We start from the raw sequence: 22,599 nt of genomic DNA, 5'->3' as shown, positions 1-22,599 counted from the left end.
GACCACTTAACTTCTATAAAAATATAATAAAAATGAGAAATAGTAAAGCATTTTTATTTCACAACGATATTCCCATCGCCAAGCAATGCTGTCAATTGCCGAATGCTCTCATCGTTTGGGGATACTGCGTACTCATGGGAGAGCTGCACTTTTTTTCGTTCCGTTTCATAATACAAAATGACAGGTGCATGTCCACGATGAGTGGTTAGCACATCCTTCAACTGCTTTAACACAACTGGCGATGCATGCTGTTCATCAATTTTGATATACACACATACTGGTTTTCTCACTTGTTGTACAATGAGATGCCACCCGCTCGATCGCTGTTCTATTTTTCCTTCCATATACAGTATGCTTCCTTGTTGCAATAAATCATGAAACCGCCGATAACTCGTCGGAAATACGACCGCTTGCCATTCATCGCTGTCATCACAAATTGTAGCAAACGCCATTTCTTCCCCTTTTTTCGTCCGTTTTCTCGTCACCTCCTCAACATATACAATTACTTTGCCATGATTCACATTTTCTTTCGTCCATTCATACATGCGCTTTGCTCCCCACATCGAATAAAAATGTGAAAATGATTCAACCGGATGAGGGGACACGTATACGTTCAGCCATTGTTTTTCATATTTTAGTTGATCGATAAGCGATAACGGCTCAGCTTGAACGTATTTTGGTTGTACATGAAGAGAGAAATTCATCAACTCCGCATGCTCAATCGCGACATCGATGCTTGCGTAAAGGGTGGCACGTTCAATATGAAACTCGTCAAAACAACCTGAAAAAATAAGCGCCTCGACCACTTTTTTTTGTGAAGATTCCATACGTAGCCGTGAAACAAAATCAAAAAAATCGGAAAATGGACGTTTTTGACGCTCTCGAATCACTTCTTTGACAAAAGCAACGCTCACTTGCTTAATCGCTAACAATCCAAAGCGAATACCGTTATCATCAACAGTAAAGTGCCCTTCGCTCCGTGCAATGGAAGGAGGGAGTAGCCGTATTTTTTTGCTCCGAAGTTCGTGTACACATTGCATCATTTTTTCTTTTTGCCCACTTACGTTTGTTAGTACAGCAGCATAAAAATCAAGCGGATAATGTGCTTTAATATACGCAAGCATATATGCGATGTAGCTATATGCTACCGCGTGGCTACGGTTAAACCCATATCCAGCAAAACGAACGATAAGCTCATACAATTCGTTTGCGAGATGCGCATCATACCCATTTTGTATGCATCCCTCAATGAAGTGTTTTTTCTCTTTTTCCATTTGTCCAACGTCTTTTTTACTTATTGCTCGACGTAATAAATCTGCCTGAGCTAATGAAAATTTCGCCATTTGTTCAGCGATTTTCATAATTTGTTCTTGGTACACGATGACGCCATATGTCGATTGCAAAATCGATTGCAAATCATCATGCATGTAACGGATCGGTTCACGGCCATGTTTACGAGCAATATATGTTGGAATTTGTTCCATCGGTCCCGGACGAAATAAGGCGTTTACTGCAACAATATCTTCAAACGTTGTCGGTTGTAATTCGCGCAATACCCGCTTCATCCCTTCTGACTCAAGCTGAAACACACCAAATGTATCTCCTCGGCTTAAAAGTGCATACGTTTTTTGATCATCAATTGGCATGTTTTCAAAACTCAAACGATGACCTGTACGTTGTTCAATGCTTTGAATCATTTGTTCGATCATCGTTAAATTTTTAAGCGCAAGTAAATCGAATTTTAGTAGTCCTAGTCGTTCAAGCGCATCCATTGCATATTGTGTCACATATGTTGTCGTCTGCCCGCTTTGAAGAGGGATGATGTCCGTTAATGGACGGGGGCTGATCACAATACCGGCAGCATGAACGGACGTATGCTTCGGTAATCCTTCAATTCGTTGTGCAACGTAGTGCCATGGGCGCGTATGATCAAAGCTTCCGGTTGCTAGCGTTTGTTGGATTTCGCTTTCATCGACATCAAAAACACGACCAACTTCACGAACAGCAGAACGCATCCCGAAAGTTCCAAACGTCACAATTTGTGCAACGTGGTCGGGTCCGTATTTTTGTTCAATGTAACGAATCACTTCTTCACGACGATCATCAGGAAAATCGATATCAATATCTGGGAGAGATAAACGTGCTGGATTTAAAAAACGCTCAAACAATAACCCATATTGCAAAGGGTCGACTTGGGTAATACCGAGTATATAAGCGACGAGCGATCCAGCGGCTGATCCACGTCCTGGTCCCGTTAACATGCCTCGCCCACGAGCAAAACGCACAAAATCAGCAACGATTAAAAAATAGTCACTAAAATTCATCTGTTGAATGATTTGCAGTTCATATTGCAATCGAGCGACATATGCTTTTGGTCGATCAGGAAACCGTTTCGTGAATTGCTCCCAACACCACGTTTGCAAATATTCGTCAGCTGTTTTCCCCGAAGGAACAGGATAGCGCGGCATAAACCATTTTTTAGACTCAAACGTCACATGACATCGTTGGGCAATGCGTACCGTCTCCTCGACCGCTTCATAACAATTTGAAAATAACGCGGCCATTTCGTGAGCGCTTTTTAAATGATATTCATTTGTTGCTAAACGCGGACGTGTCGGGTCAGCCATTTTCTTTCCGTGTTTCATCGCAAGTAAACATTCAAAAGCAAGTGCATCTTCTTTATACATGTAGCGTACATCGTTTGTCGCCACGAGCGGAATGTCCCATCGCTTACTATGTTCAAAAAGTAGTGACAACAAATGTTCTTGTTCTTGTAAGCCATGTTGCTGCACGTTTATATAAAAGTCGCCACGTTGAAACAGCTTCGCATACGTTTGAACGATCGCCTCGGCTTGCTCAATTTCGCCGTTCAATAAATGTTGCTCCACCCGACCGTATACCCCACTTGTCATACCGATGAGTTCGCTCGTATGATGTGAGAAATCAAGCAAAGAAATGCCCTTTCCATCATTCATTTGAATGGCTGTAGCAATATGGACAAGTTGACGATACCCGTCGTTATTTTTTGCTAACAACACGAGCTGATCAGTATGGCCATGTTCATCCATAATCGTTGCCATCATGCCGATAATTGGCTTAATTCCATGCGCTTGACACGCCTCATAAAAAGGCATAACGCCATACAGGACGTTTTCATCCGTTAGAGCGATTGCTGGAAATTGAAGTTCACGTGCGCGCGTGACAAGTTCCTCTATTTTGACTGTGCTACTTAATAAGCTATAACCACTCCGCACTTGTAGATGGATAAACGACAATGTGTCTCCCACCTTTTCTATTTTTTTCTATTATATGCTCTATAAAAGCCGAAAAGCAAAACATACCTTGTTTATTTGTCCCATATACATAGTATACAGAAGGAGTGAGTGAGATGGAGATGAAAACGGCGTTTTTACCTGCTTTTATTCAAAGCTATTTCATTGCTTTAGGCGTGTTAGTTGGAGGGGCACTCATCGGAGGATTCGGGGCTTTTTTGTCCGGTGAACCGCCGCTGACGATGATGTATCGCTTTGCGAGCAGTTTAAAAATTTGGGCGTTAATTGCAGCTATTGGTGGTACGTTTGATACGTTTTACAGCGTAGAACGCGGATTTTTCCAAGGGGAAACGCGTGATGTCATTAAACAATTTTTACTTATTTTATCGGCAACTGGCGGGGCACAAACAGGTATGACATTCATTCGCTGGTTTACACAGGAGCATGGCGCATGAGAGTTCCACCGTACACACGCGATCCAGGCTGGCAACGCTTTTTCGCTGGAGCGGCAATTGGTGCACTTATCAGTTGGATCGTTTTCTCACAAATCTTTGGCATTTTACAAGAAAAACAAGTGCGCCTGCTCAAAATGCAACAAGAAATTATTGCTCAATTAAAACACGATTTAAACATTTGGCAACAAGATTACATTCAGCTAAACAAAGAAAATAAAAAGCGACTAACAATCCAATCAATTGATGTAAAAGTGATCAATGCCAAATCTTATGGTATCGATACGTATACAACTTTTCGTATAGAGGAAGATATAAAAAAAGATATTCAACATATCACCGCAAAAGATATTGAAACAGTATATAAAAGTAGAGAACTATTAAAAAAAGCAATTGAAAATAAAACGTATATCATCGACAATCAGAAATACCATCTCGATATCGAAACGATTTTATTTTTCACTAATATATCTATTGAACTAAAATTAAAGCAACAGTAGAAAGCGTTCTACTGTTGCTTGCATACTTCGTTTAAATCTGCCAATATGTGTTTAACTTCTTCCCACGAATAAATCGACGCACCTGCTGCTAGCGGATGACCTCCGCCACGGTATTTTTTCGCCACTTCATTGACAATCGGACCTCTTGAACGAAGACGGACACGAATTTGATCATCTTCTTCCACAAAAAACACCCATGCTTTAATCCCTTCAATATTTCCAAGCACGCTCACAAGTTGTGAAGCCTCCGATGGCGTTGCATCATACTGCTTCAACAACTCTTTTGTTAATACAATATGAGCCACTCCATATTCAGATAGCTCGAAATTTTGCAACACATATCCGCTTAAATGTGCAATCGATAATTTCGTTCGATAAAGTTGATCATATAAATCGACAAACGAAAACCCGTATTCAACTAACTCGCTTGCGTATTTAAATGTTTTCGGATTTGTACTTGGGAAAAGAAAGCGACCTGTATCACCGACAATGCCCGCGTAAATGAGCCGAGCAGCTTCTTTCGTTAAAATGAGACCATGTTCTTTTCCAATTAAGTATAACTCATAAATCATTTCGCTAACGGAGCTTGCATTTGTATCTACCCATAAGATGTCACCGTACGGATCTTCATTCGGATGATGGTCGATTTTAATAATCTTTTTCCCTAGCTTATAGCGTTGATCGCATACCCGTTCTTCGTTTGCTGTATCGCAAACAATGACAAGTGCATCGTTATACATTTCATCCGGAACAACATCCATCTTACGTAAAAATTCAAGCGACGGCTCATCTTTTCCAACCGTATATACTCTTTTTTCTGGAAACGACGCTTGAATAAGCTCCGCTAATCCTCCTTGTGAACCGTACGCGTCGGGATCAGGACGGACGTGACGGTGAATAATAATCGTATCAAATTGCCGAATATGGTCAATAATTTCCAGCACTTTTTGTTCCATGGCTCTTCTCCCTTTTTTTCTCCATTAAAACATATTTTATTATGATTCGAAAAGATGTAAAATAATCACGCAACAATTTTTTCTTTTGGAGGACTGAATATGCCAATATTTGTTATACTTATCGTTTTTTCGCTTTCGTTTTATTTGTATTACAAAATAAAATATGTCCGCAGTAAAAAGCCGATGGAACGAAAATGGATTAGCGCAAAATCAAGCATGGCGCTCGGGTCGTTTGTATTTTTCTTTGCGATCAACCAATTTTTCATTCATCGGTCGACAGTATCTCTCATCGTTGGCATTGTGCTTCTTCTCGTCGGTGCAGGGAGCATATGGGCAGGATACCGAGCTCATCGCTATTATTTTCCGCTTGCTGTAAAAGAAGCGGAAGAAACGAAATAGGCTGCCGTACGCAGCCTATTGTCGTTCAAGCAACTGACACATCATTAATGCCTTTCCGACAAGCGTCCCTTCGTTAAACACTTCAACGTCGACTTTCCCAAATTTCCGTCCAATTTCTAACAATTTCGGTTTAATATCGATCACGCTATCAATTTGTACAGGCTTAATAAAGTAAATGGTAATGTTCTCTACCACCAAATCACCTCGTTTATGTAAACGAAGCGCGCGCGTAGCTGCCTCAGTTACAATTGTCGTAAATACACCATATGATAACGTTCCTAAATGGTTCGTCATTTGCGGAGTAATGTTACAGCGAAAAACGCCGTCAACTGTTTCAGTTAAAAATTGGGTCGTTACAATATCGTCAATCGTCTCGCCCACTTGCGGCTGACGTTGCACCATTTGCAACGCTTTCAATACGTCTTGGCGACTAATAATCCCTTGGAGCCGATCATATTCATCGACTACCGGCAACACTTCGATGCCTTCCCACACCATCATATGTGAAGCGGAAGCGACTGACGTTTTCCCGCTTACCGTAATCGGATGTTTCGTCATTACTTTTTCAATAAGCACATCGCGCTCATACCCCATCACATCTTTCGCCGTCACAATTCCTTGCACTTTTAATTGTTGATCAATGACTGGAAAACGGCTATGATTCGTTTCACGATTGAGCTCATACCACCTCTCAACTTGGTCGGTCACATACAAATATGCCGTTTTTTCAAATGGTGTTAAAATATCCTCAACGAGCACGATTTCTTTTTTAATCAACTGGTCATAAATGGCGCGATTAATCATCGTGGCAACCGTAAATGTATCGTAACTTGTCGAAATGATCGGCAACTGTCGCTCATCCGCTAATTTTTTCACGTGTTCTTCGGTATCAAAACCACCTGTAATTAACACACCTGCCCCAGCTTCAAGTGCTAATTCATGCGCTTTCGTTCGGTTCCCAACAATCAACAAATTCCCTGCACCTGTATAGCGCATCATCGCTTCGAGCTTCATTGCTCCGATCACAAATTTATTTAACGTTTTATGTAATCCTTCTTTCCCACCGAGCACTTGCCCATCCACGATATTAACGACTTCGGCATACGTTAACCTTTCAATATTTTCTTTCTTTTTTTGTTCAATTCGAATCGTTCCAACACGCTCAATCGTGCTTACATACCCTTTTGTTTCAGCGTCTTTAATGGCACGATAAGCCGTTCCTTCACTTACTCCCATTTCTTTCGCGATTTGACGAACAGATATTTTCTCTCCAACCGGTAAGCTTTCGATATATTGTAAAATTTGTTCGTGCTTCGTAATCGTCAAGTTGTCCCACCCTTTTTCGACAGTTTCTTACTTTATATTATAAGGGTGTGCATGTTGGCATTCAATGAACGTTTTTACAGTTCGATACTTTCGCCAATTCGTAAGACGCGACCAATCCCTTCAATCATTGACACAAACTGTTGTGGATCTTGTTGAATGACAGGAAATGTATTGTAATGAATTGGAACAACCATTTTCGCCTTTAACCATTTTGCTGCGATCGCCGCATCCTCCGGTCCCATCGTAAAGTTATCTCCAATTGGTAAAAACGCCACATCAATATCATTCATTTCACCAATAAGTTTCATATCAGAAAATAACGCTGTATCCCCGGCATGATAAATCGTTTTTCCTTCGGCCTGAAATAAAATACCGCTCGGCATTCCTGTATACACAATCGTTTCATTTTCTTCTACGTAGCTAGAGCCGTGAAATGCTTGGGTGAATTTGATCTTTCCAAAATCAAACGTAAATGATCCACCAATATGCATCGGATGGATGCGAACACCTTTCCAGCTCAAATACGTAGCTAATTCATACGGAGCGATGACGAGGGCATCGTTCTTTTTCGCTAATGAGACCGTATCACCGACATGATCATTATGGCCATGTGTTAATAAAATGACATCGACATGAACGTCCTCTGCTTTTAAGTCGGTTAGCGGATTTCCTGTAATAAAAGGATCAATGAAAATTGTTTTGCCGTTCGTTTCAATTTTTACAACAGAATGTCCGTGATAAGTGAGCTTCATCTTTCCTTCTCCTTTCTTCGTTTTTTACATGATTTTGTTTCTTCGTTTTTGCACTATTTCCTTCTTTTTTCATTCGTGATAAGCTGAAAAAGAAAGGATGTGAACAGGATGGAACGAATAAGTAAACTCCAACAAAAATTGAAAGAAACAAACGCGTCATGGGCGTTCATTACATCGACAGCAAACGTTTTTTATTTTAGCAACTTTTACAGCAATCCACATGAACGATTGTTAGCTATTGTTATATTTCCAAATGACGAACCGTTTCTCATTTGTCCAGAAATGGATGCAAATCAAGCAAAGCAAGCGGGTTGGCCATATGCGATCGTCAGCTATGATGATGTACATAATCCGTGGCGTATGTTGAGCAATGAATTGAACAAGAGAAATGTACAAACAGAACAAATCGGCATCGAGAAATCCCATGTGACAGTAAGTCGTCTTGAACAACTTCAATCATATTTTCCTCATACCTCATTTGTCGATTTGACCGATACGCTTCATGAGTTACGAATGATCAAAGATGAAAAAGAGCTACAAACACTTCGTCAAGCGGCTGAATTAGCCGATTTTGCTGTCGATATCGGTGTTCATTCCATAAAAGAAGGAAGAACAGAATTAGAAATCATTGCTACAATTGAGTACGAGTTAAAGAAAAAAGGAGTGCGCACGATGGCATTTGATACGATGGTTCTCGTTGGAACAAATAGCGCACATCCTCACGGTGTCCCAGGAATGAATCGCATTCAATCGGGGGATTTTGTTTTGTTTGACCTTGGTATCGTGCTTGATGGATATTGTTCCGACATTACGCGCACGGTCGTATTCGGGCAACCAACAGAAGAACAAAAACGCATATACAACACCGTCTTACAAGCACAGCAAGCTGCGATTCATACATGTCAAATTGGTGCATCCATCGGAAGCATTGACAAGGCAGCTCGTTCACGAATTGAACAAGAAGGTTACGGGGCGTACTTCCCACATCGAATTGGTCATGGCCTCGGTATTGATGTTCATGAATATCCGTCAATGAACGCAACAAATACCATGCCACTTCAAGCAGGAATGGTATTTACAATTGAGCCCGGTATTTACGTCCCATCAGTCGGTGGCGTACGCATTGAAGACGATGTATATATGACTGAAAAAGGACCTCTTCTTTTAACAACATATCCAAAAGAACTACAAATTATATAGGCTGTCACAATGGCAGCCTATTTTCGATAACGATGAATGACATCAAGACCACCTGTCACTTCAATGACTGCTCCTGTAATCATATCAGAACAATCATCACATAAAAACTCCACAACACGAGCAATATCCTCTCCCGTCCCTGAACGGCCAATCGGCGTTATATCGTCTTTCATCTGGCGAGCATATGCAATTGTTGCTTCTTTCATTTCTCCAATAATATTCCCCGGACATACCATATTCGCTGTAATGCCATACTCCGCTTCTTCAAGTGCAATCGTTTTTGTTAATGAAACAAGCCCAACTTTTGCCGCGCTAAATGCTGAACGGTACATCCATCCTGGTGCGTGATCTGCTCCTTGAAAACCGTATGTCACAATGCGCCCAAAACGTTGATTTCGCATAATTGGTACAACTCGCTTAAATAAATGAAACATCGCACTTAAATTTCCTTCAATCATTTCATACCATTCGTCATCCGTATAATCGGCTAACTTTTTTCGCTCAAATATGTAAGGACCTGCATTATGAATTAAATAATCGATGCGTCCGAATTTGGCAACAGCTTCATCAACAATGCGAATTAAATCTTCTTTCTTCGTCACATCGCCTCGGACAAAATGAAGACGCTCATGACAGCCACGATACATTTCTTTTAACGCTTCAACAGCCTTTATGTCGCTCCGATAATGGACGGTAACAGCATATCCTTTGTTTAAAAATCGTTCCGTTACTTTTTTTCCGAGCCCTTTTGCCCCTGCCGTTACAATAGCATGCCTCACATTCATCCCTCCATCCATGCTTTACTATGTTTATCGTACTACAAACAGGCGGAGGAACACACTTATTATGCTTGTTAGAAACAAAAGAGGCATCATCGCCTCTTTTGTTCCTCCTCTTGTTCAATGACCCCGCTAATGTAGGCGTCTGTAATTTGTTCAGTCACTTCTGAAACGCCATTTTCATCATAATAAAGTTGTTCTTTTTGTTCCTTATCACGCATCGTTCTACTCCTTTCGTCATAAATTTTTCGACAATACGTAGTGTTTGTTTTACAAAAAATGATATACTTGAATTGGAAGGAAAATTTTTTATTGGGGGAGTGTTTATGTACAAGTACAAAAAAATTTTAGTAGCAGTCGACGGCTCAAAAGAAGCAGAATGGGCGTTTAAAAAAGCAATTGAAATTGCTAAACGGAACGATGCTTCACTCGTTCTTTCGCACATTATCGACGTTCGTTCATTCGCGACGATCGAAGCATACGATCGAACAGTGGCAGAACGAGCGGAAAAATTCGCAAAAGAATTGTTGCAATCATACGAAAAGCAAGCAGTCGATGCGGGCGTGAAAGAAGTCGTCACAGATATTGAGTACGGTTCCCCAAAAGTAAAAATTTCGAAAGAAGTCGCTCCGAAATATGAAGTAGATTTAATTGTTTGTGGCGCCACAGGAATGAGCGCTGTGGAACGATTTTTCATCGGAAGCGTTTCTGAACATATTACAAGATATGCGAAATGCGACGTACTCGTCGTACGCACACCTGAACAAACAGAGGCATAAAAGCGTTTGCTTTTATGCCTCTATCATTTGTTTTGCTTTCTCAATCGCTTTTTTCACTTCCGTAAACCCTGTTCCTCCTGCGCTCGTGCGACGGTTGACAGCTGTATACGGATTCAGCGCTTCATAAATGTCTTCCTCAAATAGAGGGGAAGCTTGTTGATACACATCAAGCGGTAAATCAGCTAAAAAAACACCTCGTTCAATACATGTCAGCACAAGTTTTCCAACGATTTCATGCGCCTCGCGAAACGGTACACCTTTTTTCGCTAAATAATCAGCTAGTTCCGTTGCATTTGAAAAATCTTGTTTCGTTGCTTTTTCCATCACATCTGTGCGGACTGTCATCGTTTCAATCATACCAGCAAAAATTTTTAAGCTGCCGATCACCGTTTGAACGGTATCAAACATTCCTTCTTTATCTTCTTGCATATCTTTATTGTAAGCAAGCGGTAGCCCTTTCATAACGGTCAATAAAGCCATTAAGTTCCCATACACTCGCCCCGTTTTCCCGCGAATGAGCTCAGCCATATCTGGATTTTTCTTTTGTGGCATAATGCTGCTTCCCGTCGCAAACGTATCATCCATTTCGATAAACTGAAACTCCTGGCTCGACCAAAGAATGAGCTCTTCACAAAAACGAGATAAATGCATCATTAAAATAGAGCTATTGCTTAAAAATTCAATAATAAAATCGCGATCACTTACCGCATCTAAACTATTTTCATATATGCTATCAAAACCGAGAAGTTGTGCTGTTAAATGGCGATCGATCGGAAACGTTGTCCCTGCGAGCGCTCCAGCACCGAGGGGTGATTTGTTAATTCGTTTGAGCGATTCGGTAAAACGTTCGCGATCCCGTTCAAACATCCATACGTACGCCATGAGATGATGGGCAAACGAAATCGGCTGCGCCCGTTGCAAGTGTGTGTAACCCGGAATAAGCGTTTCGATATGTTGTTCTGCTTTTTCGACAAGCACACGTTGCAATTGACGAATAAGTTCGATAATCTCGATAACCCGTTTTCGTAAATATAAATGCATATCTGTCGCCACTTGATCGTTTCGGCTTCTCCCTGTATGAAGCTTACCCCCAACAGGACCGATTTCATCAATTAACATTTTTTCAATGTTTAAATGAATGTCTTCATAAGCAACAGAAAAAGAAAGCTCTCCTCGTTTCGCTTTTTCTAATAGTTTTGTTAATCCTTGTTTGATCGTTTCAACATCTTCTTTTGGCAAAATGCCACATTCACCAAGCATCGTCACATGCGCGATACTTCCTTCGATATCTTCTTCAATAAGTTGTTGATCAAAATGGATCGATGCACCAAAGTCATCGACCCATTGTGCTGCTGTTTTTGTAAATCGTCCCCCCCATAACTTTCTCACACGTTCACCTTCTTTTCTCCATTGACGATGCTATATACTTTTGTAGGCAAGCCAAATAGAGAAATAAATCCGACAGCCGCTTGATGATCGAATTCATCTTCTGCTGTATACGTCGCTAATTTTTCATCATATAACGAAAACGGAGATTTCCGACCTTCTACAATCGCATGGCCCTTAAACAATTTCACGCGTACAACGCCTGTAACATTTTTTTGTGTTTCCTTTAAAAATGCAACGAGCGCATCTTTTAGTGGTGAAAACCAAAGGCCGTTATAGATGACTTCTGCGATTTTTTGCTCAATGATCGGCTTGAAGTGAGCGACTTCTTTAACAAGTGTTAAATCTTCTAACTCTTTATGCGCTTTAATGAGCGTCATCGCGCCAGGACATTCGTACACTTCACGCGATTTAATGCCAACGAGTCGGTTCTCAACATGATCGATGCGGCCGACGCCATGTTTCCCTGCTAATGTATTTAATTGTAAGATGAGCTCTGCAAGCGCATATGCTTTTCCGTTAATTGTTTTCGGTATCCCTTGCTCAAAGCCGATTTCAATGATGTCTGGTTCATTCGGTGTATGCTCAAGCGCAACTGTTAACTCGTATGCTTCTTCTGGCGGCGCAGCCCACGGGTCTTCTAAAATGCCACATTCGTTACTTCTTCCCCATAAGTTTTGATCGATGGAAAATGGACTATCTAAATCGATTGGAATCGGAATGTGATGTTGTTTCGCATATTCGATTTCCTCTTCACGTGACCATTTCCACTCCCGAACAGGTGCAATCACTTTTAAATTCGGATTTAATGCTTGAATCGATACTTCAAAGCGCACTTGGTCATTTCCTTTTCCTGTGCAACCGTGCGCAACAGCAACCGCTCCTTCTAATTCAGCAATTTCAACAAGCTTTTTTGAAATTAACGGACGGGACAACGCAGAGACAAGTGGGTATTTTCCTTCATATAGCGCATGGGCTTGTAAAGCAATTAACGCATATTCATTCGCAAACTCTTCTTTTGCGTCAATCATGTATGACTTGACAGCACCAACTTTTAGCGCTTTTTCTTTTACAAATTCTAAGTCTTTTCCTTCACCCACATCTAAGCAACAAGCAACAACATCATATCCTTGTTCTTGTAGCCATTTAATCGCTACCGATGTATCTAAACCTCCTGAATAAGCGAGCACCACTTTTGGATTTGCCATAATCGTTCCTCCTTGAAGAATAAAAATACTTATATATTTATATTTATTCATTTCGCATATTAATAATGTAACAGCTATTTTTCTTTTTTTCAATAACTATTTTGATTAAAATAAAAATTAATAAGCGAAAAGGATGGGAGAATAATATGAGTGCACATTTTATATATGATGAACGCCTTGGCATTCGCCTGCCACATTTACAAAAAGAATGGGACATGTACACAAAAGAAGAACAAGCAGAAATTTTATTAGAATGGGAGACGATTCGTGGCAAAATTCCTGATCGAATTATCGAGCTAGAACAACAAATTAATGAAAAGCAACGACAGCTTGGAGAAGAAAATGATTTCGCTCGCTCATGCACGCTCAACTTTGAAATTGCAGCGCTCGCGTCCATCATTAACGATTTATGGATTTGGTATCGAATGAATCAAACCGTTACAAATCGCATACATCAATAAAAAAGGTGCCCATACGGACACCTTTTTTACGCTAAATTCGCCAATCTCATCACATCACGGGCGATCATAACCTCTTCATTCGTTGGAATGACTAATACTTTTACCGGAGAATGCGGATAACTAATAAACGCTTCTTTGCCGCGCACTTTATTTAATGCCGGATCCCAGTAAACGCCCATAAATTCAAGACCACGCAATACTTTTGCACGGACGACATCACTATTTTCTCCAATGCCTGCTGTGAAAATAATCGCATCGACGCCGCACATGCGCGCTGCGTATGAGCCGATGTATTTATGAATGCGCCCAGCAAACACTTCGAGCGCTAATTCTGCGCGTTGATCACCTTTTGCAGCTGCTTCTTCAATATCGCGTAAATCGCTTGAAAAACCAGTTAAACCAAGCATACCGCTCTTTTTATTTAAAATATCAATGACTTCCTCGGCTGTTTTCCCTGTTTTTTGCATAATGTACGGGATTAGCGCTGGGTCGATGTTTCCTGAGCGCGTCCCCATCGCTACACCTGCAAGCGGTGTAAAGCCCATCGACGTATCGATCGATTTCCCGCCTTCTACCGCTGCAATACTTGCTCCATTTCCTAAATGACAAGAAATTAAACGAAGTTGCTCAATTGGGCGGCCTAATAGCTCAGCTGCACGTTGTGTCACATATTTATGTGATGTGCCGTGAAACCCGTATTTACGAATGCCGAACTTTTCGTAATACTCATATGGCAAGCTATATAAAAACGACTGTTCTGGCATCGTCTGATGGAATGCTGTATCAAATACTGCAACCGCTGGTACGTTCGGTAACACTTCACGAAACGCTTTGATGCCGACAACGTTTGCTGGGTTGTGCAATGGCGCTAAATCAGATAAGTCTTCAATTTCTTTTAACGTCTCATCTGTAATTAAAACGGAGTCGCTAAATTTCTCTCCACCATGTACCACACGATGACCAATTCCTTCGATTTCGTCAAACGATTGAATAATACCAAGTTCAATTAATTTATCAAGCAACATTTTTACAGCAACCGCATGATCCGGAATTGGCGTTACTTCTTTTATTTTTTCACCATTGACTGTAATATTAAAAATCGCATCTTCAAAACCAATTCGCTCAACAACACCTTTTGTTAATACTTCCTCGCTCGGCATGTTGAACAATTGAAATTTTAACGAAGAACTTCCTGCATTGATCGCAATGATTTTTGGCATTTGATTAAACAGCTCCTTTAACATCGTTCACAATTATTGTATGCAACTATGCGAATTTCATCGGTACGTCTCTCATTTTACGGGTCGTTCACCGCTCTTTTCAAGTATACAAACTTCCCGAAAACGTTTTCTTCACATATTTGTTATATTCAGAAGGTTATGAACGATTTTCTTTCAGCCATTGTTCGAATTTTAGCACCATGGCTTGCATCGCCTGCTTATTCGAAAAGCTAGGAAGCTGGGCAAGCAACGCTTGTTTTGGCGCTTTTGCATGCGCGCCTTTCTTTTGCAAAATAAAAATACTTTTCGCTGCCTTTTCATTTTTAAACATCGAAAGCGGAAGTTGCAACAAGCCTTGAATAAACGTTTCTTCTTTGATGAAAGCATGCAGTTGTTTTGATTCGTCTGATGTAAACAGCGTATTTGGAATTACGAGAAATACATATCCGCCTTCTTTCGTATAACGAATACTTTGCTCAATAAACAAATAATGAGCGTATGAATGACCGCTTTTTGCATGTAAACGAAATGACTTGGCATTTTCATCGTCTGGATAATATCCGATCGGCAAATCGCACACAACTACATCAACCGGCTCAATAAACAACGGCTTTAAGCTGTCTTGATGAAATAATTGAATTTCATGTTGTTGTAAATTTGCATTCACATAAGCGAGCTTTAATAGTAAATCGTCTACATCCGCCCCATAACTTCTTACTTTTTTATTCGTCAGTTGATTCAACACAGCTGTCATTAAATTTCCTGTACCAATAGCAGGATCGAGAAGCGATAACGAAAAATACGTTTTTGTAAATTCATCAACTAAATAGCCAATAAATACTGAGACCGCATCCGGTGTCATTTGATGGTGTGGCTGTACATATTGTTTCATTCCTTTTAATATCGCTAATTGTAGCGCTTTACGAATATGTTCATTTTTCCACTCGTGTACATGCACAACTTCATACGCCTTTTTTAAACGTTTTTTTAATAGCTCGTTTACTTCTTCTTGCAGTACATCCCCGTGAAATAAATTTTCTCCAGTTTCAGCAACTGCTTCTAAATATGAACATTTTAATTCTTCTTGAAGCCATGTCGCCGTTTCATCAATGATGGTAAACAATTTTTCCAACATCCCTCACTCCTTTCTGTCCGACATTTTATTTTAGAAAATGTAAACGAAAAAGGCTATCCCTTTTTGAGACAGCCTCAAACAATTATTGTTGCGCGGCTTGTTTTGCCGCTTCGATTGCCGCTTCGTAGTTCGGATGGTTTGTCGCTTCAGATACATACTCAACATATGTCACACGATCGTTACGATCAACGACAAATACAGCGCGAGCAAGTAAACGCAATTCTTGAATAAGCACACCATATGCTTGGCCAAACGATACGTCGCGATGATCAGACAGTGTGACAACGTTTTCTAACCCGTTTGCAGCGCACCAACGTTTTTGCGCAAATGGTAAATCAACGCTAATCGTTAATACTTTTACTCCTTCAATGCTACCTGCTTCCTCATTAAAACGACGCGTTTGCGCATCACAAACTCCTGTATCGATTGATGGTACAACGCTAATTAACCGAACAAATCCTTTTGTATCGTCTAATGTCACCGGCGATAAGTCGTTTGCAAGCACCGTGAAATTAGGAGCTGCATCACCGACTTTCACTTCATTGCCAACTAATGTGACAGGATTTCCTTTAAATGTAACCTTCGCCATAGTAAGCCTCCTCTTTATATAAGATACAGGCTCATCATAACGTAATTAGATGAAAAATTCAATTATTTCGATTGATACTAAATATCAAAGTCTGGCGCTCCGTTATGTTGTTGCTTCGGCTTTTCTTTTTTCTCAAACATATGCTGGATCTTTTCAATCGCTTGTGGAGCTAAGTCTAAAATTTTCTCGTATAAGTGCGTGCTTTCGTCCACATGCAACAATTTCACACCGGAACTGTTAACAATTAAAAAAGCAATCGGTGTGATCGATACTCCGCCACCACTTCCCCCACCGAACGGATGTGCTTCTTTTTGTTGTTCGTTTCCATTGTTTAATATAAACTCACTACCGCCTGCAGCGAAGCCAAATCCGACTTTTGAAACAGTTAAAATGACACTTCCATCAGGTGTTTCGACAGGATCACCAATAATTGTATTGACATCGATCATTTCTTTTAAATTTTCCATCGCCGTCGTCATTAATCCTTCAATTGGATGTCCATTCATTTTCATTCCTCCTAACAACTGTCCACATCATTTGTGACTCACATGTCTTTTTTCCAATGTTTAACGACCTTCAGTCCTGCTAATATAGCGTAACCAATTCGAAATTGGATCATACATGTAAATGACGTACGCGATACAGCTCCTTGGAAAAAAGGAACGATAGAAATGGAAGGAGTGATACAAACGTTCATATATTTACTTATCATTGCCACCACATAATATTTTACCGACCATCCAACCCCGACAAGCACGGCGGTTTTTGCCGCGTCACCGACACCAATTTGTGTATGCCATTGAAACTGTAAAACCGACACATGTTGCAAAAACTTTTTCATGATTGTATGTAAATGAACGATTTGGTTTAGCCATTGTTTCAATTGCGCTAGACGTTCGCGAGCGTCGGTGACAGTAAACGTTGTTTTTTCGTCTTTTCCTGTTGTTGTTTTTTGCTCTGTCACTACTCCAGCTTCCTTTTTCGATATTTCAATGAGCGGAACAACAAATCGATAATGAAATATGCGAAGGATACGAACATCAATGGTGAATTGGTCATTATCTTGTGCATGTTGAAATTGAATCGTCATGTATACATGTAAAAAAGGAATAAACGTTAAGAAGGCAATAAAGATGATGGCAATAATAAAAATCATCGGTTTTTCACTTCCTTCCCGATGACATTTTCGACAAAAACGAGCAAAATTAAACGAATAAATTCGCAATGAATGGAAAATAAATGATAAAATAAACGTGAGGACATTTTAACGGAGGGAAAACGATGACTGAACGCCGTAATCGCATGTACTTTTTTCATAAACATGATGAAGAAACGACAAAGCAAGTCCAACCGCTTATTGAACTCGCCAAACAGTATGGATTTCAAGTCATGGACGATGCGAAGCACGCAAACATTATTGTAAGCGTAGGTGGCGATGGGACATTTTTACAAGCCGTCAGAAAAACAGGCTTCCGTGACGACTGCTTATATGCCGGTATTTCAACGTCGGGTTCATTAAGTATGTATTGCGATTTTCATATTCATGATACAGACAAAATGATTGAGGCGATGACAACCGAACAAATTGAAGTGCGTAAATATCCAACGATTTACGTTACAGTAAATGACTCTACATCATTTTATTGTTTAAATGAATGTACGATTCGTTCAAGTATTATTAAAACATTTGTCATGGACGTGTTTATTGACGATTTACATTTTGAAACATTCCGCGGGGATGGCATGATCATTGCTACACCGACGGGAAGTACTGCCTACAACAAATCGGTCAATGGGGCAGTCGTAGACCCGATGCTTCCTTGCTTTCAAGTAAGCGAATTAGCATCGCTAAACAACAATCGTTATCGCACCCTCGGTTCATCATTTATTTTAAGCGGAAACCGAAAACTTACATTAAAAGTCGTACAAGACGGAAACGACTATCCAATTATCGGGATGGATAATGAAGCATTAAGCATTCAACATGTTGAAAAAATTGATATTGCATTAAGTGGAAAAGTCATAAAAACGGTCAAGTTAAAAGATAACTCTTTTTGGGAAAAAGTAAAACGAACATTTTTGTAAAAAGAGGCATTTCGCCTCTTTTTACCATTTTCTTTGATCAACGAGGCAGCGATTCGCCTCATTTACACGATCAACATGAACAAATGTCGGTGTTACACGAATGACGTTTTTTACTTTTCTTCATCAAGCTCTTTCTCAATGTAAATCGTCAATTCATCATGACCATTTTCATCTGTTACAATCGCCTGAAACAGCAAGCAACCTACTTCAGCCATCACTTGCTTTAACTGTTGTTCGTGAACAAACATTCCTTTCACTTTCACGCTTGTACCGACTCGACCGATTACACCTACTATACGTTCTCCTTCGTAATCATCCACCCATCGTGAGACATCTCCTGTGCCAAAACGAATGAGCAGATATGTGCGATCTAGTATCGTGACGACAATGTCCCCTTCTTCATGAAGTAGATCGTCAGTTATTGGATCACCTAATTGTACAATGGCTCGTGAACTCACTTTTAATCCCGGACCTTGACGATCTTCAAAAGCAATGCAGCCACAATCTGCTGTTCCATATCCTTCCCCCTTTCGCCATAAAGATGATGTATAAAATTTTGTGTAAAACTCGTGGTGCTAGATAAACTCGAGTAAGCATAAAAATAGCCCTTGCTTGTGGATCTCCCGTAGAATGAAAGTGCCAACCAACATTCGAAGAGAGAATTCCCATGCAAGAGCACTTTCGTTTTACTACAGATCAAGCAAAGATTCAAAAACAATATACAGCCATTTTTTTCTTTGTTTCTGCTCAACTGCCATCGATTCAAATGTATTTGCAACGTCGCAATCGTCATTTGGTGAAACAAGAAGATGCGGTAATCATTGCTATTCATCTTTTAGAGAAGCTGCTTGGCTTCTCTTCCGAACGTGCATGGCATCGCTTTGTGACTGGGAACTTGTTTACGGATGGACATTTTCTCGAACGTTCTCGCTACAATCGTCGTTGTCGAGTGCTACGCTCTGCGATCAAATGGATTCGCCATGAGCTAGCCAAACGTGGGCAGCACCACGTCTATGCGGTCGTAGATAGTATACCACTCGAGTTGTGCCATGCCGCAAGAATGTACCGTGTCAAACGATTCCAAGGGATCGCGGACATCGGGCTTTGTGCGTCGAAGAAGCAGTGGTACTATGGGTCTAAGTTTCGTCTTCAAGTGACAGACCAAGGACTGCCCAGGGATACGTGGTAACGGAGGCGTCCTGTCACGATCGAACCGCAGCGGAAACCGTCATGACTCAAATTCCTCATCCCTATAACTTGGGTGATAAAGGATTTATCAGTAGCGAATTGCAAAAAAAGTTGTATGAAGCGTACCAAATCGCTTTTTGGACTCTATCTCGCAAAAATCAGAAACACCGCCCATCTGAATCATGGGAGAAATGGCTCAAACAAAAACGGAAAGTCATTGAAACGGTGTTCTCTGTCCTCGTTGACCAGTATCGTATCACAGAGACATTCGTGCGAATTCGATTGCGGGATTTGAAGTAGCACTAGATGGCATATTGTTGGTGTATTCACTTGTAACACTCGTGCTAGTTGAGCGCTAGCGCTCAACTAGCACCACGGGTTTTTAAATCATAAAAACGCAGGTTATCTTTAAAATAGATTCCGCCTTTATATCCCCAACATCTCATTGTCCAAAAGAATAAGAATCATTTCTCCCTAAAGCCAATTTATCTCCCACTTTACCCGTTGATGCACGTTGAAATGGGAATCTTCTCATGGGAGTATGATAAAAATATCCGTCACCATTCGAGAATACCAAATAAACACGAGGAACGACAGTTATTTCAAATCTGGGTACAAATACTTTTTATAGAGCCTATAACGATACATTCTGCTGACTAGATGCTACATCTTCGATAGATACAAATTCCTCAGATATTGGACGAATGTTCTTAGCACCTACTAAGAAGTAGTAAATGCTTCCTGCGCCAAATACGAACAAAATTACAGCGATTAACGGAATTTCAATTCCGAAGAGAGGAAGGTTTGTAGTTAATACACTATATTTTAATACGCAAAAGAACGAAATAATACCTAAAAAGAGTGCTATTCCCGGAACAACTGGATAGCTTACCTTGAAAGGTCGTTCCATATGAGGTTCTTTTTTCCGCAATACAAACAGCGATATGAGACTCAAACAATACATGGTAATCGCACCAAATACAGATAAGATAATCAAAGCATTGGCAAAGCTAGCAGAACCAGCACTAACTACTCCTATAATACCAGGTACAATTAATCCCCAATGCGGAACTCCTCTTTTTGATAAGTTAGAGAGGAATCTAGGCAGATATCCCGCTCTGGCTAATGCAAACGTTTGTCGGGAGTAACCAATGATTATGCCATGCAGACTTGCTATTAACCCAAACAAACCAATAATGGCGACCGTTTTTGGTAAAATATTATTTTCACCATAAACGCCAGCTAACGCTTGCGGAAGCGGATAATCAGCAGGTTTTCCTTCTCCTCCGCCGAGCCCAGCTGTTACAAGCAATGTAAGAACGGTTGCAGTCGCTAATGTCAAAATGCCAGAAATAAATCCTTTTGGTATATCCTTTTTAGGATTACGAACTTCTTCTGCTGCCATCGCTCCTCCCTCAATAGCAAGAAAAAACCAAATAGCGAAAGGAATAGAGGCAAATACTCCTGTCCAACCGTTAAAAAATGACATATCATTAAATATCGCCGAGCTATTTACATGAGGCAGTCCAGCAACGTAGTAAACACTTAAACCAATCAATGCCAAAATAGTAGCAACAAGCTCAATGATTGCGGCTCCTTTTACACCTATTAGATTGATTAAAATAAAAAATGAAAAAACAGCCACTGTAGCATACACAGCGTTAATACTTGGAATTAAAAAGTTAATGTAGGCTCCAGTCGCAACAGCAATGGCAGGCGGAGCAAAAACAAATTCAAGTAAACAGGCTAATCCCGTCATAAACCCCATGTAAGGACCCATCGCTTTTCTTGCATAGGCGGATGGTCCTCCAGCGTGTGGAATGGATGTAGAAAGTTCTGAATAGCTAAATATGAAAGTCGTATAAAAAATAGTGACAATAATCGTGGCAATCGCTAATCCTATCGTTCCACCTTGCTCAAATCCGTAATTCCATCCGAAATACTGGCCTGAAATCACCATTCCTACTGCAATTCCCCATAAATGAATTGGTTTTAACGCCTTTTGCAAATGATTAGAATTGTTCACCACACTATCCTTCCCCCTTAATAATTATGTTAAAGCTCTAAATGAAGTCCGCTAGCTTTTTGATCAATCATTTTTCTTAAAATCGTACCAATATGGGCACCAGCTTCAACAGGAAGAGTACCTCCTGAATGAATATTAGAAATCACAGTTCTCTCCGATTCTATAGTTCCTTTTCTCGGTCTATAGCACATATAAGCACTCATAGAATTGGCAGAAACAAGACCTGGTCTCTCTCCAATTAAAAGGACAAGAACTTCTGGTTGCAAGATCTCACCGATATGATCCATGCATGCTACTCTTCCACCTTTTACAAAAAAAGGAGTTCCTTGCGTTAACCCATTTACTTCTAATGCATCCAACAATGCTGGGTAAATGTCTCTGAGATTTGCCTCAATCGCACTTGCACTTAATCCATCAGAAACAACGATTTGTACTTGAGGATTTTTCACACATTTTTCTTGGATCGTTTTGACTGCCTCTTCTGTAAGAACCCGCCCTTTATCTGGTCTCTTTAAATAAACTTCTTTATTTTCATAACAAGTCTCTACTGTAAATAAATTAAATTCTTTAAGTAAACTATCAGAGACTTCTCCGTTAACAGCATCAACAGCTGCAGCATGATCAAGCTGTAATTTTAAAATTGTTTTCGTCAGTGGACGTGTCCCCGTCCTCCATACCCCTATACGTGCAGGAGTTACTTTTCGCAATTCATCAATTCCTTCAGGAAATTTTGGATTTGGGACATATGTTGACCAATCAACCACAGTGTAATGAAAACTTTTTTCATCTTCGTCTTTATCGATTATTTTGTCTGATATTTTGGTCTGTAATTCCATAATCAACTTCTCTTGTTGAATATCCGCTTGATTCATTTCACATACCACCA

23 protein-coding genes and 1 pseudogene are annotated in these 22,599 nt (G+C 40.3%); 8 read left to right on the top strand and 16 right to left on the bottom strand.

Features of this window, described 5'->3' with window-relative positions:
• Positions 1-53: 53 nt before the first annotated feature.
• Positions 54-3,275 carry a DNA polymerase III subunit alpha gene (dnaE, locus tag ETB99_RS08720; protein WP_171700400.1) on the bottom strand — a complete coding sequence of 1,074 codons (3,222 nt, stop codon included), beginning with the start codon at positions 3,273-3,275 and terminating at the stop codon, positions 54-56.
• A 113-nt stretch (positions 3,276-3,388) separates the two neighbouring features.
• Between dnaE and ytrH the strand changes: the two genes are divergently transcribed.
• A complete protein-coding gene (gene ytrH, locus ETB99_RS08715; protein WP_021093776.1) occupies positions 3,389-3,727 on the top strand; it encodes a sporulation membrane protein YtrH in 339 nt (112 codons plus the stop codon).
• On the top strand, positions 3,724-4,224 hold the full coding sequence (gene ytrI / locus ETB99_RS08710; protein WP_077429296.1) for a sporulation membrane protein YtrI: 501 nt from the start codon (positions 3,724-3,726) through the stop codon (positions 4,222-4,224). The genes ytrH and ytrI overlap by 4 nt, the downstream gene beginning before the upstream one ends.
• An 8-nt stretch (positions 4,225-4,232) precedes the next feature.
• Here the strand turns inward: ytrI and ETB99_RS08705 are convergent, their stop codons facing one another.
• A complete protein-coding gene (locus tag ETB99_RS08705; protein WP_171700399.1) occupies positions 4,233-5,180 on the bottom strand; it encodes a DHH family phosphoesterase in 948 nt (315 codons plus the stop codon).
• Between the two features lie 99 nt (positions 5,181-5,279).
• Between ETB99_RS08705 and ETB99_RS08700 the strand changes: the two genes are divergently transcribed.
• Positions 5,280-5,579, top strand: coding sequence for a YtpI family protein (locus ETB99_RS08700; RefSeq protein WP_006320844.1), 300 nt, complete (start codon positions 5,280-5,282; stop codon positions 5,577-5,579).
• Positions 5,580-5,594: 15 nt separating this feature from the next.
• Here the strand turns inward: ETB99_RS08700 and ETB99_RS08695 are convergent, their stop codons facing one another.
• Both ETB99_RS08695 and ETB99_RS08690 read right to left on the bottom strand, forming a co-directional pair.
• On the bottom strand, positions 5,595-6,905 hold the full coding sequence (locus ETB99_RS08695) for a CBS domain-containing protein (protein ID WP_006320843.1): 1,311 nt from the start codon (positions 6,903-6,905) through the stop codon (positions 5,595-5,597).
• Between the two features lie 74 nt (positions 6,906-6,979).
• The gene (locus ETB99_RS08690; protein WP_006320842.1) at positions 6,980-7,657 is read right to left on the bottom strand and encodes a metal-dependent hydrolase; all 678 of its coding nucleotides are present in this window, start codon (positions 7,655-7,657) and stop codon (positions 6,980-6,982) included.
• A 108-nt stretch (positions 7,658-7,765) separates the two neighbouring features.
• On the opposite strand from ETB99_RS08690, the gene ETB99_RS08685 reads away from it, so the two are divergent.
• Positions 7,766-8,857: a M24 family metallopeptidase gene (locus tag ETB99_RS08685; protein ID WP_171700398.1), complete on the top strand. Its 1,092-nt coding sequence runs from the start codon at positions 7,766-7,768 to the stop codon at positions 8,855-8,857.
• A gap of 17 nt (positions 8,858-8,874) precedes the next feature.
• Here the strand turns inward: ETB99_RS08685 and ETB99_RS08680 are convergent, their stop codons facing one another.
• A complete protein-coding gene (locus ETB99_RS08680; protein WP_171700397.1) occupies positions 8,875-9,654 on the bottom strand; it encodes an SDR family oxidoreductase in 780 nt (259 codons plus the stop codon).
• Positions 9,655-9,728: 74 nt separating this feature from the next.
• Positions 9,729-9,857: a hypothetical protein gene (locus tag ETB99_RS15190; RefSeq protein ID WP_006320834.1), complete on the bottom strand. Its 129-nt coding sequence runs from the start codon at positions 9,855-9,857 to the stop codon at positions 9,729-9,731.
• A gap of 105 nt (positions 9,858-9,962) precedes the next feature.
• Here ETB99_RS15190 and ETB99_RS08675 point away from each other — a divergent pair, with 105 nt between their 5' ends.
• Positions 9,963-10,415: a universal stress protein gene (locus tag ETB99_RS08675; RefSeq protein ID WP_009361531.1), complete on the top strand. Its 453-nt coding sequence runs from the start codon at positions 9,963-9,965 to the stop codon at positions 10,413-10,415.
• Positions 10,416-10,427: 12 nt separating this feature from the next.
• On the opposite strand, the gene argH is transcribed toward ETB99_RS08675, so the two are convergent.
• Together argH and ETB99_RS08665 are read right to left on the bottom strand one after the other, a co-directional pair.
• Positions 10,428-11,804 carry an argininosuccinate lyase gene (argH, locus tag ETB99_RS08670; protein ID WP_171700396.1) on the bottom strand — a complete coding sequence of 459 codons (1,377 nt, stop codon included), beginning with the start codon at positions 11,802-11,804 and terminating at the stop codon, positions 10,428-10,430.
• Positions 11,801-13,009, bottom strand: coding sequence for an argininosuccinate synthase (locus tag ETB99_RS08665; protein ID WP_077429290.1), 1,209 nt, complete (start codon positions 13,007-13,009; stop codon positions 11,801-11,803). The genes argH and ETB99_RS08665 overlap by 4 nt, the downstream gene beginning before the upstream one ends.
• Positions 13,010-13,155: 146 nt before the next feature.
• Between ETB99_RS08665 and ETB99_RS08660 the strand changes: the two genes are divergently transcribed.
• On the top strand, positions 13,156-13,470 hold the full coding sequence (locus ETB99_RS08660; RefSeq protein ID WP_012574186.1) for a hypothetical protein: 315 nt from the start codon (positions 13,156-13,158) through the stop codon (positions 13,468-13,470).
• A gap of 26 nt (positions 13,471-13,496) precedes the next feature.
• On the opposite strand, the gene ETB99_RS08655 is transcribed toward ETB99_RS08660, so the two are convergent.
• The 5 genes from ETB99_RS08655 to ETB99_RS08635 all read right to left on the bottom strand — a co-directional run bounded on the left by ETB99_RS08655 (position 13,497) and on the right by ETB99_RS08635 (position 17,570).
• Positions 13,497-14,690, bottom strand: coding sequence for an acetate kinase (locus tag ETB99_RS08655; RefSeq protein WP_171700395.1), 1,194 nt, complete (start codon positions 14,688-14,690; stop codon positions 13,497-13,499).
• A gap of 157 nt (positions 14,691-14,847) precedes the next feature.
• The gene (locus ETB99_RS08650; RefSeq protein WP_375153713.1) at positions 14,848-15,822 is read right to left on the bottom strand and encodes a class I SAM-dependent methyltransferase; all 975 of its coding nucleotides are present in this window, start codon (positions 15,820-15,822) and stop codon (positions 14,848-14,850) included.
• A gap of 85 nt (positions 15,823-15,907) precedes the next feature.
• Positions 15,908-16,414, bottom strand: coding sequence for a thiol peroxidase (gene tpx, locus ETB99_RS08645; protein WP_003398004.1), 507 nt, complete (start codon positions 16,412-16,414; stop codon positions 15,908-15,910).
• A gap of 77 nt (positions 16,415-16,491) precedes the next feature.
• Positions 16,492-16,920 (bottom strand): GerW family sporulation protein, encoded by a 429-nt coding sequence (gene ytfJ, locus ETB99_RS08640; protein ID WP_003398006.1) that lies wholly within the window; start codon positions 16,918-16,920, stop codon positions 16,492-16,494.
• Positions 16,921-16,958: 38 nt separating this feature from the next.
• On the bottom strand, positions 16,959-17,570 hold the full coding sequence (locus tag ETB99_RS08635; protein WP_129000728.1) for a DUF2953 domain-containing protein: 612 nt from the start codon (positions 17,568-17,570) through the stop codon (positions 16,959-16,961).
• Between the two features lie 125 nt (positions 17,571-17,695).
• Between ETB99_RS08635 and ETB99_RS08630 the strand changes: the two genes are divergently transcribed.
• Complete coding sequence (locus tag ETB99_RS08630) at positions 17,696-18,499, top strand: NAD kinase (RefSeq protein WP_171700393.1); 804 nt, start codon at positions 17,696-17,698, stop codon at positions 18,497-18,499.
• A gap of 110 nt (positions 18,500-18,609) precedes the next feature.
• On the opposite strand, the gene ETB99_RS08625 is transcribed toward ETB99_RS08630, so the two are convergent.
• Positions 18,610-18,957 carry a phenylacetate--CoA ligase family protein gene (locus ETB99_RS08625; RefSeq protein ID WP_253263589.1) on the bottom strand — a complete coding sequence of 116 codons (348 nt, stop codon included), beginning with the start codon at positions 18,955-18,957 and terminating at the stop codon, positions 18,610-18,612.
• A 209-nt stretch (positions 18,958-19,166) separates the two neighbouring features.
• On the opposite strand from ETB99_RS08625, the pseudogene ETB99_RS08620 reads away from it, so the two are divergent.
• A pseudogene (locus ETB99_RS08620) lies at positions 19,167-20,046 on the top strand (IS982 family transposase).
• A gap of 275 nt (positions 20,047-20,321) precedes the next feature.
• Here ETB99_RS08620 and eat read toward each other — a convergent pair.
• Positions 20,322-21,716 carry an ethanolamine permease gene (gene eat / locus ETB99_RS08615; protein ID WP_171700392.1) on the bottom strand — a complete coding sequence of 465 codons (1,395 nt, stop codon included), beginning with the start codon at positions 21,714-21,716 and terminating at the stop codon, positions 20,322-20,324.
• Between the two features lie 26 nt (positions 21,717-21,742).
• Positions 21,743-22,585: an ethanolamine ammonia-lyase subunit EutC gene (gene eutC / locus ETB99_RS08610; protein WP_042895914.1), complete on the bottom strand. Its 843-nt coding sequence runs from the start codon at positions 22,583-22,585 to the stop codon at positions 21,743-21,745.
• Positions 22,586-22,599: the final 14 nt, after the last annotated feature.

The sequence above is a fragment of the Anoxybacillus sp. CHMUD genome (assembly GCF_013096965.1).
Lineage (GTDB): Bacteria > Bacillota > Bacilli > Bacillales > Anoxybacillaceae > Anoxybacillus > Anoxybacillus kestanbolensis_A.
Note: the sequence above shows the minus strand (reverse complement) of the source record. Positions and strands in the feature narration are given on the sequence as shown.

What these genes read in the sequence shown, in the direction of transcription:
- ytrH (WP_021093776.1), top strand. Translation starts at nt 3,389, where the DNA reads ATGGAGATGAAAACGGCGTTTTTACCTGCTTTTATTCAAAGCTATTTC.
- ytrI (WP_077429296.1), top strand. Translation starts at nt 3,724, where the DNA reads ATGAGAGTTCCACCGTACACACGCGATCCAGGCTGGCAACGCTTTTTC.
- ETB99_RS08705 (WP_171700399.1), bottom strand. Translation starts at nt 5,180, where the DNA reads ATGGAACAAAAAGTGCTGGAAATTATTGACCATATTCGGCAATTTGAT.
- ETB99_RS08700 (WP_006320844.1), top strand. Translation starts at nt 5,280, where the DNA reads ATGCCAATATTTGTTATACTTATCGTTTTTTCGCTTTCGTTTTATTTG.
- ETB99_RS08690 (WP_006320842.1), bottom strand. Translation starts at nt 7,657, where the DNA reads ATGAAGCTCACTTATCACGGACATTCTGTTGTAAAAATTGAAACGAAC.
- ETB99_RS08685 (WP_171700398.1), top strand. Translation starts at nt 7,766, where the DNA reads ATGGAACGAATAAGTAAACTCCAACAAAAATTGAAAGAAACAAACGCG.
- ETB99_RS08680 (WP_171700397.1), bottom strand. Translation starts at nt 9,654, where the DNA reads ATGGATGGAGGGATGAATGTGAGGCATGCTATTGTAACGGCAGGGGCA.
- ETB99_RS15190 (WP_006320834.1), bottom strand. Translation starts at nt 9,857, where the DNA reads ATGCGTGATAAGGAACAAAAAGAACAACTTTATTATGATGAAAATGGC.
- ETB99_RS08675 (WP_009361531.1), top strand. Translation starts at nt 9,963, where the DNA reads ATGTACAAGTACAAAAAAATTTTAGTAGCAGTCGACGGCTCAAAAGAA.
- ETB99_RS08665 (WP_077429290.1), bottom strand. Translation starts at nt 13,009, where the DNA reads ATGGCAAATCCAAAAGTGGTGCTCGCTTATTCAGGAGGTTTAGATACA.
- ETB99_RS08660 (WP_012574186.1), top strand. Translation starts at nt 13,156, where the DNA reads ATGAGTGCACATTTTATATATGATGAACGCCTTGGCATTCGCCTGCCA.
- ETB99_RS08655 (WP_171700395.1), bottom strand. Translation starts at nt 14,690, where the DNA reads ATGCCAAAAATCATTGCGATCAATGCAGGAAGTTCTTCGTTAAAATTT.
- tpx (WP_003398004.1), bottom strand. Translation starts at nt 16,414, where the DNA reads ATGGCGAAGGTTACATTTAAAGGAAATCCTGTCACATTAGTTGGCAAT.
- ytfJ (WP_003398006.1), bottom strand. Translation starts at nt 16,920, where the DNA reads ATGAATGGACATCCAATTGAAGGATTAATGACGACGGCGATGGAAAAT.
- ETB99_RS08635 (WP_129000728.1), bottom strand. Translation starts at nt 17,570, where the DNA reads ATGATTTTTATTATTGCCATCATCTTTATTGCCTTCTTAACGTTTATT.
- ETB99_RS08630 (WP_171700393.1), top strand. Translation starts at nt 17,696, where the DNA reads ATGACTGAACGCCGTAATCGCATGTACTTTTTTCATAAACATGATGAA.
- eutC (WP_042895914.1), bottom strand. Translation starts at nt 22,585, where the DNA reads ATGAATCAAGCGGATATTCAACAAGAGAAGTTGATTATGGAATTACAG.